Origin of the sequence: Paraburkholderia sp. HD33-4 (genome assembly GCF_021390635.1) — a bacterium.
GTDB lineage: Bacteria > Pseudomonadota > Gammaproteobacteria > Burkholderiales > Burkholderiaceae > Paraburkholderia.
The window spans coordinates 4,242,432-4,256,233 of sequence record NZ_JAJEJS010000001.1; the positions used below are offsets into that span (position 1 = coordinate 4,242,432).

Annotated in this window: 16 protein-coding genes; 5 read left to right on the forward strand and 11 right to left on the reverse strand. The window is 65.3% G+C overall.

The annotated features are described in order from the left end of the window. Positions 1-142 precede the first annotated feature (142 nt). The 10 genes from L0U84_RS19030 to flgB all read right to left on the reverse strand — a co-directional run bounded on the left by L0U84_RS19030 (position 143) and on the right by flgB (position 9,275). Entirely contained in the window at positions 143-916 is a 774-nt protein-coding gene (locus L0U84_RS19030) for a flagellar brake protein (protein ID WP_233851708.1), read from the reverse strand. Between the two features lie 425 nt (positions 917-1,341). Further along, complete coding sequence (gene flgJ / locus L0U84_RS19035; protein WP_233851709.1) at positions 1,342-2,349, reverse strand: flagellar assembly peptidoglycan hydrolase FlgJ; 1,008 nt, start codon at positions 2,347-2,349, stop codon at positions 1,342-1,344. Between the two features lie 12 nt (positions 2,350-2,361). After that, complete coding sequence (locus L0U84_RS19040; protein ID WP_326491181.1) at positions 2,362-3,531, reverse strand: flagellar basal body P-ring protein FlgI; 1,170 nt, start codon at positions 3,529-3,531, stop codon at positions 2,362-2,364. A 2-nt stretch (positions 3,532-3,533) separates the two neighbouring features. Next, on the reverse strand, positions 3,534-4,232 hold the full coding sequence (gene flgH / locus L0U84_RS19045; protein WP_233852070.1) for a flagellar basal body L-ring protein FlgH: 699 nt from the start codon (positions 4,230-4,232) through the stop codon (positions 3,534-3,536). A gap of 29 nt (positions 4,233-4,261) precedes the next feature. Then, complete coding sequence (gene flgG / locus L0U84_RS19050) at positions 4,262-5,050, reverse strand: flagellar basal-body rod protein FlgG (protein ID WP_233851710.1); 789 nt, start codon at positions 5,048-5,050, stop codon at positions 4,262-4,264. A 105-nt stretch (positions 5,051-5,155) separates the two neighbouring features. Continuing rightward, positions 5,156-5,914, reverse strand: a complete 759-nt coding sequence (flgF, locus tag L0U84_RS19055; RefSeq protein ID WP_233851711.1) for a flagellar basal-body rod protein FlgF — start codon at positions 5,912-5,914, stop codon at positions 5,156-5,158. Between the two features lie 17 nt (positions 5,915-5,931). After that, positions 5,932-7,446 (reverse strand): flagellar hook protein FlgE, encoded by a 1,515-nt coding sequence (locus L0U84_RS19060; RefSeq protein WP_233851713.1) that lies wholly within the window; start codon positions 7,444-7,446, stop codon positions 5,932-5,934. Between the two features lie 43 nt (positions 7,447-7,489). Next, on the reverse strand, positions 7,490-8,212 hold the full coding sequence (locus L0U84_RS19065) for a flagellar hook assembly protein FlgD (RefSeq protein ID WP_233851714.1): 723 nt from the start codon (positions 8,210-8,212) through the stop codon (positions 7,490-7,492). 10 nt (positions 8,213-8,222) lie between these two features. After that, on the reverse strand, positions 8,223-8,648 hold the full coding sequence (flgC, locus tag L0U84_RS19070) for a flagellar basal body rod protein FlgC (RefSeq protein WP_027199188.1): 426 nt from the start codon (positions 8,646-8,648) through the stop codon (positions 8,223-8,225). 129 nt (positions 8,649-8,777) lie between these two features. Then, entirely contained in the window at positions 8,778-9,275 is a 498-nt protein-coding gene (gene flgB / locus L0U84_RS19075; protein WP_233851715.1) for a flagellar basal body rod protein FlgB, read from the reverse strand. A 216-nt stretch (positions 9,276-9,491) separates the two neighbouring features. Here flgB and flgA point away from each other — a divergent pair, with 216 nt between their 5' ends. The 5 genes from flgA (at position 9,492) to L0U84_RS19100 (ending at position 12,972) form a co-directional block, all read left to right on the forward strand. Then, entirely contained in the window at positions 9,492-10,988 is a 1,497-nt protein-coding gene (gene flgA / locus L0U84_RS19080) for a flagellar basal body P-ring formation chaperone FlgA (RefSeq protein WP_233851717.1), read from the forward strand. A gap of 177 nt (positions 10,989-11,165) precedes the next feature. Next, positions 11,166-11,525 carry a flagellar biosynthesis anti-sigma factor FlgM gene (flgM, locus tag L0U84_RS19085; RefSeq protein ID WP_233851719.1) on the forward strand — a complete coding sequence of 120 codons (360 nt, stop codon included), beginning with the start codon at positions 11,166-11,168 and terminating at the stop codon, positions 11,523-11,525. 94 nt (positions 11,526-11,619) lie between these two features. After that, on the forward strand, positions 11,620-12,066 hold the full coding sequence (locus L0U84_RS19090) for a flagella synthesis protein FlgN (protein ID WP_233851721.1): 447 nt from the start codon (positions 11,620-11,622) through the stop codon (positions 12,064-12,066). Positions 12,067-12,382: 316 nt separating this feature from the next. Further along, positions 12,383-12,565, forward strand: a complete 183-nt coding sequence (locus L0U84_RS19095) for a type II toxin-antitoxin system HicA family toxin (RefSeq protein ID WP_013090886.1) — start codon at positions 12,383-12,385, stop codon at positions 12,563-12,565. After that, positions 12,562-12,972: a type II toxin-antitoxin system HicB family antitoxin gene (locus tag L0U84_RS19100; RefSeq protein WP_129959940.1), complete on the forward strand. Its 411-nt coding sequence runs from the start codon at positions 12,562-12,564 to the stop codon at positions 12,970-12,972. The genes L0U84_RS19095 and L0U84_RS19100 overlap by 4 nt, the downstream gene beginning before the upstream one ends. A 92-nt stretch (positions 12,973-13,064) precedes the next feature. Here the strand turns inward: L0U84_RS19100 and L0U84_RS19105 are convergent, their stop codons facing one another. Continuing rightward, positions 13,065-13,799 (reverse strand): RNA polymerase sigma factor FliA, encoded by a 735-nt coding sequence (locus L0U84_RS19105; protein ID WP_233851723.1) that lies wholly within the window; start codon positions 13,797-13,799, stop codon positions 13,065-13,067. Between the last annotated feature and the right edge of the window lie 3 nt (positions 13,800-13,802).

The window sequence follows — 13,802 nt, forward strand, 5'->3', positions numbered from 1 at the left end:
CACTTCGTTTGCGCTCGCCGCGACGTTGCCGCGACGTTGCCGCGCCGTCGCCTCCGACGCGAGTGCAACGTTTGCTTCGCCAGTCAAAACGTTCGCGCGGCGCCGTGCGTCATGCGCACGGCGCCGCGCGTTGCCTCGCCGCTCAGCGTGACAGCGAGCGGCGCTTCATTTCGAGCTGCGTGATCAGCCGCTGCAGCGTGTTTTCAGCGCTGCCCGGCAGCGTCAGGAAACGGAAGCCGAGCTGATAGCGCTGCGTGCCATTCGGCATCGCGAGCGAGCGATGCGACACGAGTTGCAGATCCAGCGACAAACGGCCGAGCGCGCCGAGCGTGAGCTCGCAGTCCATCAGGCGCGCGCCCATCGGCAGATTGGCGACGCGCAGGTCGGTCGTGCGCATGCCGACGCCGCCGAGCGACAGGTCGTGCACCTCGAAGCGGAACGTGTCGCCCTCGGGCAGGCGGCCGGTACACGTGTACGGGTCGAGAATCGGCGCGGCGACGCGGAAGTACTCGCGGCGCTGCACGTAGAACAGCACCTCGGGGAAGTCGGCCTCGAACGCCGGCAGTCCCTCGAAGCGCGTTTCGCGCGGGGTCTTGGTCGAGAAGTCGACGCGCACGCCGTCGGGCGACGCGTGGAACTGGCAGCGCGGCGCGCTGAGCAGCCCCGCGTTCTGATCGGGGAGCGCGCCCCAATCGAAAGTGAAAGTACGCTCTCGCACGTCGACGTCGAGCAGACGCGTGACGAGCTGTCCACCCGCATATTCGAGTGTGAGGAAGTCGCCGCGGTTGACGAGATTGCGCAGTTGCACGCCGATTTCGAGCGGATTGCGGCGGCCGAAATCGGGAACGCCATCGTTTTGCGGGACGTGCGGCTGACCGTTCGTGTCAGTCTGGCCGTTCGACTGGTTCATATCCATGGGCTTGCCGGTAAGCATGTTCTTGCGGGCACGTGCCAGGGCCTAGCCATTGACTCTGAGGGTCTTCATGCAAAGCCGCAACACGCGCGTTCGACCGGACCTTACAGCGCTGTTCCGGTATCGGGTCTAACTCGTTAGCGGCAGCATCGAGCCAAAATTTAGGGGCTCAATTTAAATATTCGCCGGAAATTTTACGCAAACGTTAAAACCGTATCCGCCCCATTTCCCACGATTATGTGGGCGCGGTATTTTATGCCGCTTTTTTCTGATGCCGTTTTGTCGTCGCGGCTTTTATACCGAATTTACCGGTAACTTTAAAAACCGCATTAAATGTCATCCCGTCGCGGAACGGCCAACCGCCTGCTCGCGGCCGGACCGTCTCCGTCTCTCCTGCACAGTGAGCTCATCACGTGCATTATTTTTAATCAGCCCATTTTCTGCATGATCGACATCAGCTTTTTCGCGTAATGCGGATCGGTCGCATAACCGGCGCGCTGCATGCCGTTGGCAAAACCGTTCACGTCGCGCGACGAATTGATCACCTGCGCGTAACGCGGATTGCTCTTCAACACGCTCGCGTAGTCGGTCATCGCTTCCTCGTACGAGTCGTACGCGCGGAATTTCTCGACCGTGCGATGCGGCTTGCCGTTCACGTATTCGGTCGTGACCGTCGACACGGTCTTGCCGGTCCAGTCGTTACCCGCCTTGATGCCGAACACGTTGTGGCTCGTCGAGCCGTCGGCCTTCTTGATCTCGCTCTTGCCCCAGCCCGATTCGAGCGCCGCCTGACCAATGATGAAGCGAGCCGGAATGCCGGTCGCCGCGCTCGCGGCCTGCGCCGGCGCGGCGAGCTTGTCGACGAACGCGTCGACCTTCGGCGAGCTGCCGTCGCCGCGCACCGGCGGCGTCAGCGCGCTATTGGCCGAGTAGGGCCGGCCCATCGCGAGCTGGCCGTTTGCCTGGGCATTGCCGTAGGCGCGCGCGAGCGCGTTCAACGCCGCGCTCTGGCCTTCGTCACCGCCGCCGCTGCCGCCACCGAGCGCGTTGGCCATGCCGGCGAGACCACCCGCCGCGCCCGTGCCGTTCGCGCCGCCCACCTGCATGCCCTGGTTGCGCATCAACTGCTTGAGCATCGCGTCGGCGACGCCGATGCCCTTCTTCGACAGCTGCTGCGCCATCTGCTGATCCATCATCGACGTGAAGGTCGCCGTGTCGTGCGAATCGAACGGACTGTCCTGCGGCGTCGCATCGCGCATGCTCTTCAACATCATCTGCGTGAAGACGGCGTCGAACTGCTGCGCGGCCATCTTCATGCCCGCTTTCGGCGAAGTTTTCGCCTGCGCGCTCAGGGCGCCGAAGCCCTGCACGTCGAGCGCGAACCGGCTGGTCAGGTCGTTGGCGGAGTTGACGCTATTGGTCGGATCCGAATTCATCCTGTGTGCTCCTTAGATGATTTCCAGGTCGGCGCGCAACGCACCGGCTGCTTTCATGGCCTGCAGGATCGACATCAGATCCGCGGGCGTCGCGCCGAGCGCATTGAGCCCCTTCACCACTTCGGCGAGATTCGCACCGGCGTTCACGAGTTTCAGCGCGCCGTTGTCCTGCTTCATCTGGATCTGCGACTGCTGCGCGACCACGGTGCGGCCGTTCGAGAACGCGCCCGGCTGGCTCACCACCGGCTGCGTGTTGATCACGACCGACAGATTGCCGTGCGCGACCGCGCAGTTCTGCAGCGTGACCATCTGGTTCATCACGATCGAGCCGGTGCGGGCGTTCAGGATCACCTTCGCGGCCGCCTGCGCGGGCCGCACTTCCAGGTTCTGCAATTGCGCCATGAACGAGACCTGCTGCTGCGGGTCGGCCGGCGCGCGCAGCTGGATCGTGCGGCCGTCGAGCGCGGTCGCGGTGCCGCTGCCGAACGCGTTGTCGATCGCCGAGACGACGCGTTGCGTGGTGTCGTAGTCCATGTCGTTCAGGTCGAGCTGCATCGTGCCCGCCTGCGATACCGAGGTCGGCACCGAGCGCTCGACGATCGCGCCGCTGGTGATGCGCCCCGCCGCCAGCTGGTTGACCTGCACCTTGCTGCCGTTGGCGCTCGCGCCCGCGCCGCCCACGGCGACGTTGCCCTGGCCGAGCGCATACACCTGGCCGTCGGCGCCCTTGAGCGGCGTGAGCAGCAGCGTGCCACCGCGCAGGCTCTTCGCATTGCCGAGCGACGACACGGTGATGTCGATCGGTTCGCCAGGCCGCGCGAACGGCGGCAGCACCGCGGTCACCATCACGGCGGCCACGTTCTTCAGCTGGATGTTCGACAGCGACGACTGCGAGTTGCTCGAGCCCGCCGCCTGGTTGTTGATCGAGATGCCGAGGTTCGCGAGCATGTTCGCGAGCGTCTGCGTCGTGAACGGCGTCTGCGTGGTCTGGTCGCCGGTGCCGTCGAGGCCGACCACGAGGCCGTAGCCGATCAGCGGGTTGTCGCGCACGCCCTGGATTTGCGCGAGATCTTTCAGGCGCTCCGCGTGCGCGGGCGTCGCGGCCGGCAGCGCCGCGCAGGCGAGCGCGGCGAACATGAGTGCGCGGCCCGCGCGCGACAGCGTGTTGAAGACAGTAGCCATGATCACCACGGCGCCACGTTGAGGAAGAACCGCTGGAGCCAGCCCATGGTCTCCGCTTCGTTGATGTAACCCTTCGCGGAGTATTCGATTTTCGCGTCGGCGACCTGGGTCGAGTACACGGCGTTCAGGCTTGAAATCGTGTTCGGATTGACGACACCCGAGAAGCGCACGAATTCATTGCCCTGATTGATCAGCATCTGTTTCTCACCGCTGACGACCAGGTTGCCGTTCGGCTGCACGCCGGTCACGGTCACGGTGATCGTGCCGTTGAACGTATTCGACGCGTTCGCGCCGCCGGTGCCGGCAAAACCGTTGGTGCCGGTCGCGCTCAGGTTGGTCTTGGCGAACAGGCCGCCGAGAAAGCCCGCGGTCGGCACATTGAAACTCGTGTTGCCGTTGCGGGTCGCATTCGCGCCCGAGTTCTTGGTCGCGTTGATGTTCTCGGAGATCACGATCGTGATGATGTCGCCCACGTTGCGCGGCCGCTGGTCTTCGAAGAGCGGCCGACCCGCGTAGCCCGGGTTGTAGATCGAGCCCGGTGCCTGCTGCTGCGGCGGAACCGGCGGCAGTGCGGTCATCGGCTGCTGCGTGATCGGTTCCCTCGGCAGTTGCGCGCAGCCGGCGAGCGCGGCGACCAGCGTGAGCTGCACGAGCGCCTCGGCCGTGCGCGAGTGAACCGGAGTACGAGTGGAGTGCGACATCATCGTTTACCGCCTTAAATATCCAGTCCTCAAACCTGCATCTGGCTCAAGGTCTGCAGCATCTGGTCGGAGGTCGTCACGGCCTTGCTGTTGATTTCGTACGCGCGCTGGGTCTGGATCATGTTCACCAGCTCCTGCACGACGTTCACGTTCGACGCTTCCACGTAACCCTGGTTGAGCGTGCCCGCGCCGTTCAGGCCCGGTTGCGCCACGTTCGGCGCACCCGACGACGCCGTTTCCGCGAACAGGTTCTCGCCCTTCGCGTCGAGGCCGGCCGGGTTGATGAAGGTCGCGATCTGCATCGTGCCGAGCTGCTGCGTGTTGCTCGAGCCGGCCACGGTGATCGACACCGCGCCGTCGCTGCCGATCGTCAGCGAGGTCGCATTGGCCGGGATCGTGATCGCCGGAATCACCTGGTAGCCGCTCGACGTGACGAGCTGACCCTGCGCGTTGGTCTGGAACGAGCCGTCGCGCGTGTAAGCGGTCGTGCCGTCGGGCATCTGCACCTGGAAGAAGCCCGCGCCGTTGATCGCGACGTCCTTCGAGTTGCCGGTCTGTTGCAGGTTGCCCTGCGTGTACAGACGCTCGGTCGCGACCTGCTGCACGCCGGTGCCGAGCTGGATGCCGGACGGCAGTTCGGTTTGCTGCGTCGAGTTCGCGCCGGGCTGGCGGATGGTCTGGTACAGCAGATCCTCGAACACCGCGCGCGAGCCCTTGAAGCCGTTGGTGCTGACGTTCGCGAGGTTGTTCGAGATCACGTCCATCTGCGACTGTTGCGCATTCATGCCGGTAGCGGCGATATAGAGTGAGCGGTTCACTTATGGTTCTCCATTGTCGGCCCGGAGGTGGCGCTTTAGCGCTTACTCCGGCCCCATGCAAAGCTGTCTCGGAGCGCGCCACGCAGGGCGCTCCGTGGCAATCCGTTAGCTGAAGCTGAGCAACTGGTTGGCGGACTGATCGTTCTTGTCGGCGTTTTGCAGCAATTGCGTCTGCATCTGGAACTGGCGCGCGTTGGTGATCATCGAGACCATCGCGCTGACCGGATTCACGTTACTGCCTTCGAGCGACGCCGGCGCGAGCGTCACGGTCGGATCGGCGTCGGCGGGGTTGCCGTCGGCGGTGCGAAAGAGACCGTCGTCGCCGCGGGTGATCGACTGCGGATCCGGATTGACGAGCTTCAGCTGATCGACGGTGACGACGGCGGTGGGCGGGTCGCCCGGCGTCAACGCCGACACCGTGCCGTCCTTGCCGATCGTGATCTGCGCGCCCGGCGGCACCGACACCGGCCCGCCGTTGCCGAGCACGACCTGATTGGTCGCGTTCACGAGCTGGCCGTTTTCGTCGATGTGCAGATTGCCCGCACGCGTGTAGGCCTCGTTGCCGTCGGCGGTCTGCACCGACAGCCAGCCCGGCCCCTGAATCGCGACGTCGAGCGGATTGCCCGTCTGCTGGATCGGCCCCGGCGTGTAGTCGGCGCCCGGTGTCGACGACAGCACGAACGTGCGGGTCGTGTCGTCGTTGATCGAACTGCCGTCGCCGAACGACATCGGCACGGCGCGGAAGGTTTCGAGCTGCGCGCGAAAGCCCGTGGTCGACGCGTTCGCGAGGTTGTTCGCGACGATCGCCTGCTGTTCGAGCGCCTGCGCGCTGCCCGACATCGCGGTGTAGATCAGCCGATCCATGAGGAGGTCCCGTTGGCTTACAGGTTGATCAGGGTCTGGTCGACGGCCTGCTGGGTCTTGATCGTCTGCGCGTTCGCCTGATAGTTGCGTTGCGCGGTGATCAGGTTGACCAGCTCGCTCGTCAGATCGACGTTCGAGTTCTCGACCGCGCCGCCTTGCAGCACGCCGTGATTGGTCGAGCCCGGCGTCGAGATCTGCGCGACGCCCGAGGCCGCCGTCTGGCCGTACTCGTTGTTGCCGAGGTCGGTGAGGCCGTTCTGGTTCGAGAAGTTCGCGAGCACGATCTGGCCGAGCGCCGCGGTCTGGCCGTTCGAGTAGTTGCCGGTCAGGGTGCCGTCGGCGCCGACTGTGAAGCTGGTCAGTTGGCCCGCCGCGTAGCCGTTGGTCGACAGGTTGTTCACGCCGTCCTTGCCGCCGTATTGCGTGGTGGCGCCCATGTTCAGCGTGACGTTCTGCGGCGTGCCCGAACCGTCGGTGGTCGGCAGCGACATCGTGAACGCGCCGAGCGTCGCGGTCGCGAGGCCGGTCGTCGCGTCGGTCGTGCTGACCAGCGTGCCCGACGAGTTGAAGTTCGCCGTGCCGATCTTGGTCGCGGTACCGGTCGACGTGCCCGCGTACACGTCCCACGTGCCCGAGGCCGTCTTCGCGAAGTACATGTTGACCGTCTGCGAGCCGCCGAGCGTGTCGTAGACGGTCGTGCTGGTCGAGTAGTTGTAGGTCGAATTGGAATTCTGGTTGAACGTGGTCGGGTTCTGCGTGATCGTGTAGCTGTCGTTGGCCACCGGTGTGCCGCTGAACGTGATGCTCTCGCCGTTGCCGAGCGTGATCGCGGTGCCGGCCGTGTAGGTCTGCGCCGCCGTGGTCGTGCCCAGCGTGTTGTCCGTGACCGTATAGGTGGTCGGGCTCGTGAAGTCGATCGTGTACTTGTCGGTGTTGGTGCCCGCGGCCGCGTTGGTGATCGTCGCACCGGTCGTGGCCAGCGTACCGGCGTTCGTGGCGCCGGCCGTCGCGGTCGGCGCGCCGAGCATGAGGTTGTCCTGCGCGTTCAGGTTCAGGCCCGCGGTGATCGAGGTGGTCGCCAACGGCGCGATGTTCGCGGTCGGCACCTGCAGCGGCACGGTCTGCGCGGTGTTGATGATGCCCGAGCTGTTGGCCGCGTAGCCCATCAGGTCGAGGCCCTGCGCGTTCGTGATGTAGCCGTTCTTGTCGAGCTGGAACACGCCGTTGCGCGAATAGGTCAGCGTGCCGCTGTTCGACATCTGGAAGAAGCCGTTGCCGTTGATCGCGACGTTCAGCGCCTGGTTCGTCGTCGTGATCGTGCCTTGCGAGAACTGCTGCTGCACTTCGGAAAGTTGCGTACCGATACCGATCTGCTGGCTCGTCGCGGTCGCGACCGAATTGGCGTACATGTCGGCGAATTCCGCGGTGCCGCTCTTGAAGCCGACCGTGTTGGCGTTGGCGATGTTGTTGCCGATCACGTCGAGATCGCTCGACGACGCTGACAGACCGCTCAAACCCGTTTGGTAACTCATGACGTACTCCGTATCTGGAAAGTCGTAACTGGATGGATCCGGACTACAGGATCGCGGCGACGCTGGTCAGGCCGACCGTCGAGCCGTTCGACAGCACGAGGCCCGGTGTGCCGCTGCTCTGCTGGACGACGCTTTCGACCGTCGCGCCGGTGAGCGTGGTGGCGGTCGCCTGCTGGCCGTTGATCGTGCCCGTCGCGGTAATCGTGTAGGTGCCGTCGGGCAGCGTGTTGCCGGCCGTGTCGGTCGGCGTCCAGCCGACCGGAATCGTGCCGGCCGACTGCTTGCCTAGATCGATCGTGTTGACGATCGTGCCGGCCGAGTTCTTCACGACGACCTGCAGGTCGCTGACGGAGTTCGCGAGCGTGACGCCGAACTCGTTCGCCTTGCCACTCGCCACGGTGATCGAGTTGCCCGTGGCGAGCACCGTCGAGCCGATCAGCAGCGCAGCCTGCGATTGCTGGCCCGCCGACAGTTGCGTCGACAGCGAGGAAAGCGACGTATTGAGCTGGCTGATGCCCTGCACCGTGCTGATCTGGGCGAGCTGCGAGGTCATCTGCGAGCTGTCCATCGGATTGGTCGGGTCCTGGTTCTTCATCTGCGCGACGAGCAGTTGCAGGAAGGTGTTCTGCAGGTCCGAGGCCGAGGTGCCCGAGGTGCTGCTCGTCGAGCCGGTCGCGCTCGAACTGCTGCTCGTGCCGTTCATCGTGTCGAGCAGCGTCTGCGAAACGGTCGTGCCGCTGCTGCCGATCGTGGTGTTGGTGGTCAAGGCTCTCTCCTCAGGTTCCGATCGTGAGCGTTTTCAGCATCAGGGTTTTGGCGGTGTTCAGCGTTTCGACGTTGGCCTGGTACGAGCGCGAGGCCGAGATCATGTTGACCATCTCCTGCACCGGGTCGACGTTGGGCAGCGTCACGTAGCCGTTCGCGTCGGCGGCCGGATTGCCGGGTTCGTACGCGGTCTTCATCGGCGACGGATCGTCGACCACGCCGGTCACCTGCACGCCGCCGACCTGCTGGCCGGAGCCCGAGCGCGCACCGCCGAGCGGGTTGACCGCGAACACGACCTGCTTGGCCTTGTACGGCTGGCCGTCGGGGCCCGTCGTGCTGTCCGCGTTGGCGAGGTTCGACGCGGTCACGTTGAGCCGCTCCGACTGCGCCGACATCGCGGAACCCGCGACACCAAAAATATTCATCAGGGATGGCATGTTTCCTGACCTCTCCTGCCGGTTCGCACCGGCTTCACGTTAAGTCCCGTAGCGTTTATGTTCGTCCGTGCGTGCTGCCTGTATTCAGCTGCTATGCACTCTGCTTGTGTGTCGTGCGGCGCGCGCGGCTTACGAGCCCGACGTGATCGCCGACAGCATCGTCTTGATCTGGTTCGACACGACCGTCATGCCCGACTCGAAGTGCACCGTGTTGTCGGCGAACTGCACGCGCTCGGTGTCGACGTCGACCGTGTTGCCGTCGAGCGACGGCTGCAGCGGCATCCGGTATTGCAGGTTGCCGTAGTCGTCGGGGCTGCCGCCCGTCGCCGTCAGGGTGGCCTTGCCGCTCATGTGGCCGGCCTCGGTCGTGTTCATCGACATGCCGCTCGTCACGCCCGCGGGTTGCGCCATCGCGAGCGTCGAGCTGTTCGACGCGCCCTGCCCGGCGGTGCTGCCGCCCGTCTTCTTCAGCGCGCCGGCGAGCGACGACGCGAAGTCGATATCGCGCGCCTTGTAGCCCGGCGTGTCGGCGTTCGCGATATTCGACGACAGCAGTTCCTGCCGGTATGCGCGCACATCCATCGCCTGCCGGCCGAAGGCGAATTCGGCATCGAGTTTGTCCAGCATGGGAATCTCCCGAGTACGTTTCCAAGGCCGACCCGTGCGCATCGTGCGAGACACGCGGCCGGTGCGAAGGCCTTTTTGCATGTGATGCATCTTATGGGCCGGGCGCAAGCGGCAATCGGACGAATAACCGGGAAAGGGGGCTTCTATTCAACGTTTGCGCGAAAGGGGTGCTCACTAGAATGCAAGGCGTACCGATGCATTCGATGGAGACTCGCGATGGACCAGCCCACCAACACCTTGCCGCAGCGTGCGAGCGGCACGACGATGCGTCGCGTGGGTGGCCGCTCGGTGGATCAGCGGGGTGATGGTTCAGAGAGCGCGCTCGCGCAGCCGGTGCGGCGCTCTTTCTCGCGTTGCGTTGCGCGCTGCCTGACGCGGGTAGTCGTCAACGTCGTGGTATGGGTGGCGGGCGGGATCGTGTTGCTGCCCGCTACGACCAAGGCCCAGGATGCCGGCGGCCTGATCGTGATTCCAGGGCCCGCCGAGAAAAATCCCGCCGCGCTGAACGATCTCGCGCAACGGATTCAGACGCCGGCGCAACGCAACGCGTCGGCGGCGTCGCTCGCGGCCGCGACCGCGCAGTCGCTCGGCTGCGCTCCCGCCTCGCGTGACACCGATGCGTTCTCGCGCGCCTCGAGCGCGAGCGGTGCGATCGTCATTCCGGGCGCGGGTGAGTCCGCTGCGGCCGCGCCGGCAATCATCCGCACCAACTTCAAGCCTGACGCGAACGGCGTCGTGACGATTCCGGCGGCGCCCGATACAGGGGCGTCGGGCGTCGCGCGCGTCAATGTCGAACGGGCCCCGGCCGCCGGCGTCGCGAATCCGCGCGCGGTCGCGGCCAATGCGCCGCAAGGCGACGGTTTCGACGATCTCGCATCGCGCGGCGAGCCGCCCGAATTCGGCGCGAACGGCAAGCCGATCGCGGCCGCGGCCGCGCAGCGGGCCAATGCCCCGATCGCGAGACTGCCCGTGACGTCGCCTGGCGCGCGGCCACCGACTGCCGTCGCCATCGCACCGAGAACACCGCAGACCGGTACCGCCGCCACGCCCGCGCAATCCGCACAAACCGCACAACCCGCGCCGCTGCCGGGCCAGCAGGATCCGGAAGCGATTCATACGGCTGCGCTCGCGTTCCTGCAACAGCAGTCCGTCGGCCTGCCCGGCAAGGTCGACATCATGGTCGCGCCGGCGTTTCCGCGCGGGCTCGCCGCGTGCACGTCGCTCGAACCGTTCATGCCGAGCGGCGCGCGCCTGTGGGGCCGGCTGACCGTCGGCGTGCGCTGCGCGGGCGAGCGGCCGTGGACGATCTATCTGCAGGCGCGCATCTCGCTGCACGCGACCTACTACCTCGCCGCACGCGCGATGGCGCCGGGCGAGGTGCTCACGGCCGCCGACCTCGTCGCGCGTGACGGCGACCTGACCGGCCTGCCGCAGGCGATCGTCACCGATCCGTCGCAGGCGGTCGGCTCGGTCTCGCTCGTGCGAATCGCGGGCGGCATGCCGCTGCGCCGCGACATGCTGAAGAGCGCGTCGGCGGTGGTGTTCGGTCAGACCGTGCGGGTCATCGCGGCCGGCGACGGTTTCTCCATTTCGTCCGAAGGCAGCGCGATGAACAACGCATCGCCGGGCCAGCAGGTGCGCGTCAAGACCGCGAACGGCCAGATCATCTCCGGCATCGTCAAGGACGGCGGCACGGTGGAAGTGCAGATGTGAGCGGGCTCGCACAAACGTCCACGCTCGAAGCCGTCTGCGCGGCGGCGGGCGGCGCAGGCGCAACCATGTTGAAAGGGGCGGATGGCCACGGGTTGGCGGGCCGGGTGTCGAGCGATTGCGCTAAAGTTTTGATCAGCGGTTGCCGTTATCAGGATCAAATCGTTAGGGAAGCCAATCGTGAAAGTCGATCCCACCACCTCTTCGAATCTGCCGTCGTTGAAAGACGCTGTGTCCCGCTCGCAGCAGAGCGGCGAAGCCACGCCCGCAGCCAGCGCCACGCAGGGCGCGGCGAGCACGGCCGCGCCGGCCGCGAGCAGCGCATCGGGCGACACCAGCGTGAGCCTGTCGGGTTTGTCGCAGCATCTGCGCAGCCTCGCGGCCTCCGGCTCGGCCGACATCGACACCGCGCACGTCGAGTCGATCAAGCAGGCGATCAAGGACGGCACGCTGCAGATCGACTCCGGCAAGATCGCCGACGGCGTGCTGCAGACGGCGCGCGACCTGTTGCAGAACAAATCCTCGTCGACCGGCAACTGATCGGCATTTCGCCGCACGGTGACCTGCCGGGCGGCGTCCGACCAACTCGGTTCGCGCGTCGTTCGCGAGCCGGTGTGCGTAGCGAGTTGTACACATGAAAGACGCCCTGGTTGCTACCCTGATCGAAGAATATTCGACCGTCGAGGCATTCGCCTCGATCCTCACTCTCGAAACCAAAGCGCTGACAGCGGTCTCGCCGCTGGAGCAGTTGCCCGCGATCGTCGAGAAGAAAACCGAATTGATCGGCGTGCTCGCGAGGCTCGAAGCGGCCCGCGACACGCAACTGGCCGAACTCGGCTTTCCGGCCGGCTGGTCCGGCATGGAACTCGCGGCGAGCACCGACGCGCGCGTCGCGACGCAATGGAAGCTGCTGCAGAAAGCCGCGGATCGCGCGCGGCGCGTCAACACCAACAATGGCGAGCTGATCCGCGTGCGGATGGACTACAACCAGCGCGCGCTGAAGGCACTGCAGGTCAACGTGCCGCGCAAGACGAATCTGTATGGGCCGGATGGGCGAATTCCGGCTTATTCGGGACTTTGATCGGCCCGCCGCCCGCCCTGCCATCGAGCAATATCCGAAGTGAGTGAAGAAGGCCCGTCATCGACGGGCCTTTTCGTTTTCCGCCGCCGCCTTTTCACCCCGCCTTTTCACCCCGCCTTTTCATCCGACTCCCCTTCCATTTCACGCCGCGTTAGCCGTTCGGCTAGCTGGCGCTAGTCCACCCCGTCACGTTGAAATGGTGACTTCGTTCGAGCTTTCGCCAGCGCCGCGGCTGCGACGTCGCAGCGCATCGGCAGGCGGAATCTTGCTCGCTGGTTGGATTGTGTAGTCGTGTGTATAATGGAGGATATAATGTATGAACAGTGCCGAGGTCGTCAAATTGATTCAAGCGAATGGCTGGCAGCTCGTCCGCATAGCGGGCAGTCACCATCATTTCAGGCACGCGGGAAAACGGGGGCTCGTCACCGTCCCGCATCCGAAAAAAGATCTGCCGGCCGGCACCCTGAACAGCATCCTGAAACAGGCGGGGCTCAAATGAAGCATCTGATCTTTCCGATCGCCATCGAACCCGGAGACAACACGCACGCATTCGGCGTCGTGGTGCCCGATATCCCGGGCTGCTACTCCGCGGGCGACACGCTCGAGCAAGCGTATGTGAACGCGAAAGAGGCGATCGAATCGCATCTCGAAACCTTGCTCGACGAAGGGCTGCCGCTGCCCGAGCCTCTGACGCTCGGCGAGCATCGGCGCAATCCCGAGTTCGCGGGGTTCACATGGGGTTTCGTGACAACCCGCAATATCCCGGCGTTGAAGAAGGCGGTCCGCATCAACATCTCTCTGCCCGAGGTGCTGGTCCAGGAGATCGACGCGTATGCACAGGCGCGCGGTATGTCGCGCTCGGCTTTTCTCGCGCTCGCCGCCGAGCATGAGATGGCGGACGCATGACGAGCGGCAGGCGGCATGGGCCCGCATCGGCAGCGGCGCTCTGCCGCATCTGAAAAAGCGCTTGAAAAGCGGCGGGCTGCCCCGCGCTGGCGTCAGTTCGCTTCGGCGTTCGCCCAGGCCATTTCGCGCAGCCGGGTGCGCAGGCGCGCCACGGCCTGGCTGTGCAACTGGCACACGCGCGATTCGCTGACTTCCATCACCGCGCCGATCTCGCGCAGATTCATGCCGCGCTCGTAGTACAGCGACATCAGCAGCTTCTCGCGTTCCGGCAAGCGGTCGATCGCTTCGACGAGCGCCGAGCGCAGGCTGTCGTCGAGCAGCGCCGACAGCGGATCGGAATGATCGACGCAGTAGCGATCCAGAAATGGTTCGTCGTCGGCGGAGCGGTCGAAGTCTTCGTAGTAGATCAGCTGGCTGCCGTGCAGGTCCTGCAGCATCGACTGATATTCGTCGAGCGGCATCTGCAGGTGCTCGGCGACCTCCGCCTCGCTCGCCGAGCGGCCGAGGTTCTGCTCCACCTTGTGCACAGCGGTTTCCACTTCGCGCGAGGTGCGGCGCAGGCTGCGCGGCAGCCAGTCGTTGCTGCGCAGCTCATCGAGCATCGCGCCGCGAATCCGCTGGCTGGCATAGGTCTCGAACTGCGCGCCCTGGTCTTCCTTGTAGCGGCCGGCGGCATCCAGCAAACCGATCATGCCGGCCTGGATCAGGTCGTCGAGATCGACGCTCGCCGGCATTTTCGCGACAAGCTGCAAGCCGAGTCGACGCACGAGCGGTGCGTACTTCGTCAGAACTTCGGCTTGAGAAATCTTTCCCTGAGCGTTGTACATCGT

What these genes read in the sequence shown, in the direction of transcription:
- L0U84_RS19030 (WP_233851708.1), bottom strand. Translation starts at nt 916, where the DNA reads ATGGATATGAACCAGTCGAACGGCCAGACTGACACGAACGGTCAGCCG.
- flgJ (WP_233851709.1), bottom strand. Translation starts at nt 2,349, where the DNA reads ATGAATTCGGATCCGACCAATAGCGTCAACTCCGCCAACGACCTGACC.
- L0U84_RS19040 (WP_326491181.1), bottom strand. Translation starts at nt 3,531, where the DNA reads ATGGCTACTGTCTTCAACACGCTGTCGCGCGCGGGCCGCGCACTCATG.
- flgH (WP_233852070.1), bottom strand. Translation starts at nt 4,232, where the DNA reads ATGTCGCACTCCACTCGTACTCCGGTTCACTCGCGCACGGCCGAGGCG.
- flgF (WP_233851711.1), bottom strand. Translation starts at nt 5,914, where the DNA reads ATGGATCGGCTGATCTACACCGCGATGTCGGGCAGCGCGCAGGCGCTC.
- L0U84_RS19060 (WP_233851713.1), bottom strand. Translation starts at nt 7,446, where the DNA reads ATGAGTTACCAAACGGGTTTGAGCGGTCTGTCAGCGTCGTCGAGCGAT.
- flgC (WP_027199188.1), bottom strand. Translation starts at nt 8,648, where the DNA reads ATGCCATCCCTGATGAATATTTTTGGTGTCGCGGGTTCCGCGATGTCG.
- flgB (WP_233851715.1), bottom strand. Translation starts at nt 9,275, where the DNA reads ATGCTGGACAAACTCGATGCCGAATTCGCCTTCGGCCGGCAGGCGATG.
- flgA (WP_233851717.1), top strand. Translation starts at nt 9,492, where the DNA reads ATGGACCAGCCCACCAACACCTTGCCGCAGCGTGCGAGCGGCACGACG.
- L0U84_RS19090 (WP_233851721.1), top strand. Translation starts at nt 11,620, where the DNA reads ATGAAAGACGCCCTGGTTGCTACCCTGATCGAAGAATATTCGACCGTC.
- L0U84_RS19095 (WP_013090886.1), top strand. Translation starts at nt 12,383, where the DNA reads ATGAACAGTGCCGAGGTCGTCAAATTGATTCAAGCGAATGGCTGGCAG.
- L0U84_RS19100 (WP_129959940.1), top strand. Translation starts at nt 12,562, where the DNA reads ATGAAGCATCTGATCTTTCCGATCGCCATCGAACCCGGAGACAACACG.
- L0U84_RS19105 (WP_233851723.1), bottom strand. Translation starts at nt 13,799, where the DNA reads ATGTACAACGCTCAGGGAAAGATTTCTCAAGCCGAAGTTCTGACGAAG.